Annotated in this window: 4 protein-coding genes; 2 read left to right on the forward strand and 2 right to left on the reverse strand. The window is 60.9% G+C overall.

All coding sequences use genetic code 11. From position 1 onward, the window contains the following. Nucleotides 1-630: 630 nt before the first annotated feature. Entirely contained in the window at nucleotides 631-801 is a 171-nt protein-coding gene (locus CA234_RS24550; protein ID WP_164521932.1) for a hypothetical protein, read from the reverse strand. A gap of 140 nt (nucleotides 802-941) precedes the next feature. On the opposite strand from CA234_RS24550, the gene CA234_RS23915 reads away from it, so the two are divergent. Next, on the forward strand, nucleotides 942-1,400 hold the full coding sequence (locus CA234_RS23915) for a hypothetical protein (protein ID WP_126002925.1): 459 nt from the start codon (nucleotides 942-944) through the stop codon (nucleotides 1,398-1,400). Between the two features lie 8 nt (nucleotides 1,401-1,408). Here CA234_RS23915 and CA234_RS23920 read toward each other — a convergent pair whose 3' ends face one another. Continuing rightward, nucleotides 1,409-1,615, reverse strand: a complete 207-nt coding sequence (locus CA234_RS23920) for a hypothetical protein (protein WP_346962899.1) — start codon at nucleotides 1,613-1,615, stop codon at nucleotides 1,409-1,411. A 186-nt stretch (nucleotides 1,616-1,801) separates the two neighbouring features. Between CA234_RS23920 and CA234_RS23925 the strand changes: the two genes are divergently transcribed. Then, on the forward strand, nucleotides 1,802-2,065 hold the full coding sequence (locus tag CA234_RS23925) for a hypothetical protein (protein ID WP_126002926.1): 264 nt from the start codon (nucleotides 1,802-1,804) through the stop codon (nucleotides 2,063-2,065). Nucleotides 2,066-2,546: the final 481 nt, after the last annotated feature.

Raw genomic sequence — 2,546 nt, forward strand, 5'->3', positions numbered from 1 at the left:
CGGTGAGATCATGGGCTCACAAGCAGCCCATGACGCGCCGATGCGCGTCATTCGACAGCCGAAGGCTGCTGGGGATGCATGATCAGCGGGCGACCAGGTGCGGGGCAGGGGAGTGCAGGCTGCAGCGCGGCCCACGATAGGTGGTCGTCACCCGACAGGGCCGAGACCGCTTGCGGGCTTGGTCGGAGCGCCTTCAGGCGCGGAGATAGGGCACCGGTGCCGGCCAAACGAACAAAGGCATTGGCCGCAGGCCAATTCAAACGCCGGCAATCGCCAGTCACCTCGCCTTGAAGAGCAAAGGTCGACGGACTTCAGGGCAGCGCACCGTGTCGGAAATCCCACAAGGGGAAGCGGGTCGTCGCAAGGGCGAAAGAGGGTTTCCCAACACCGGAGATGCTGACGGCGGCAACCTCGCCCATCGCTCTGGGCAGCTTGGACACGCATCAAGTCCCAGGAGAAATGCCTTGCTCATCGTTCATGTCGACAGCCACCTCGTTATCGACCTCATCACGGCCGTGGCTCCCATCATTGCGGCGTTCATCTCGCGCCGCCAGGATGGCGACGACGGCAAAGATCCAAAATGATCGGTCGCTCGGGCGATAGCGCAGGCGCTTTGGTCGCTATCGGTGGTCAGAGGTCGATGTTCCGCACCTCGAGCTCGGCAGCTAAGGCATCCTGGACGGGATCGCCAGCTTCTTCGGTGTTGCTCAGATACTCCTGGCGCAGTTCCTCGTCGGAGAGTGCTGCGATGCGTTCCTGCAGACAGAGCGCAAGGCGCTCGCCATCATCAACGGGGTTCATGCTCGATCCTTCGACAGCGTGGTCGGTCAAAATCGCCGTGGTGGATAATCGTTGCAAGTTTCTGCGGAAGCAAAGGCAAAATAGTGCTGGCCAATGTTCTATGTTTGTTCTATACCTCGCGCCCGCAAAGGAGAGTACCCATGCACATCAACGATGCACTGCGCGACTTTGACTATGATCTGGCGCTTCGTGATGCTTTCGAGGATCGGAAGCTAAGCCACTCGCGTCGGATGCTCGCCGGCGCCTCGATCGGCATCGATCTGGCGACGGCCTATTATTCGGTTGCGCAGCTGCTTGAGGCGTTCGCTGACCTGGAGATCGATCAACGCAAGGGTGAACGCTTCGGCGCGGGCTATCTGGCGGTCGAGGACATCCTGAAGGATGGCAGCCCGTTCCAGATGCGGATCTGGCACCTAGTGTCCGACCTTCATCTGTCGCAGGCGGTGGTCGACCTGAGCTGGCTGAAGGCGATCCTGTATGCGCGTGGCAGCATGGCGAAGGCCGCGGCCAAGCATGTCCAGGTCCGCTATTTCACCGCAGCAGAGACGGTGGAAAGCCCGACCGCGGCCGAGCTGATGAAGGCGGACGCCTTCCGCTGAGTGGTTCCTCAAGCGACCAGCGCGAGGAACCGCTCCTGGCCTATCGGAGGCTCGCCGCTGACCCGGAAGGGCTGCATCGGGTCCCCGGTGGAGACGACGAACTGCTCGGTGCCGCCCGCGGCGCGGAGCTGCACGGCGACGGCATAGGCGTTCTCGGGAGAAGCTTGCCGCGGAGCGGCGAGAGATTGGGGCTGCACATATGCGATTTCCGTCAATGGAGTTGAAAGGAAGGGCGTGGTAGTCACTGGATCCTGATCCATGTGGTGAACGTTTGGGTCGGATCTGTACGCAGAAGTCTCCTTGAAGATGGGGTCGCGGGCACTGCCGGTCCGCGGCCCCATTCTTGTTGGGCCGCTGAGCGCCGCTGGCGCGATCGGGCCTGCCCGGTTATGGCTGCAGGCATGCGCGCGATCCTGACGCCGTCCCTGGTACTCACCAGCTATCTGGTGCTGCTGTTCGCACCACAGCTACTGCCAGTGCGCCTCGGCTTCACTGGGTTCATGGCGCTTGTGCTGACCTGGTTCGCGGTGTCGAACTGGAGCGCTTGGAAGTTCTCGGAGCCGGCCATCGCCGCGGTAGTCACCGGCGTCAGTATCGTCGGCTTGGTCAGCGCGCCGGTGAACGCGATCTTCGTGGGCTGCTACGTGTTCAGCCAATGCCCTTAGCTTTAGCGGGTGAGTGTCGGTCGTGCGCAATGCCGCTCGAGACGATTCCGATCCCTCGGCAACCATGTTGAATGGACTGCGTTCGACAAGCCGCCTCGGAGGAGGTTCATAGCAACAGGCGGGATCGGGAACTTGGCGGTGAACGATCCCGCCGACCCCCGGCAACTAAGTCTCCGATTTACCTAGCTCTAGCCGCGCCGGACCTGATCAGTGTTGCAATCAAATTTGAGCGCACCGAGCTAAGATGCGAGTCTTTTCGAATACACAGTATGTCTGCTCGGAGTAATTCCTGCGTACTAGCGGTGTCATACTCAAAGTGGGCGAGTTCGGAACCTTTTAGGAAGTGCAATCCTGCTTAGACCCAATGACCGTCATTCGCCTCGCGCTTCGAGGCAGGTGGGGCGTAAGCTCAGCTTGTCAGGAAGGAGAAGGACAATGTCGATCAGCAAGTTTGTCGGTCTCGATGTCCATAAAGAGACGA

The sequence above is a fragment of the Sphingomonas sp. ABOLE genome, from assembly GCF_003950455.1.
GTDB classification, from domain to species: domain Bacteria; phylum Pseudomonadota; class Alphaproteobacteria; order Sphingomonadales; family Sphingomonadaceae; genus Sphingomonas; species Sphingomonas trueperi.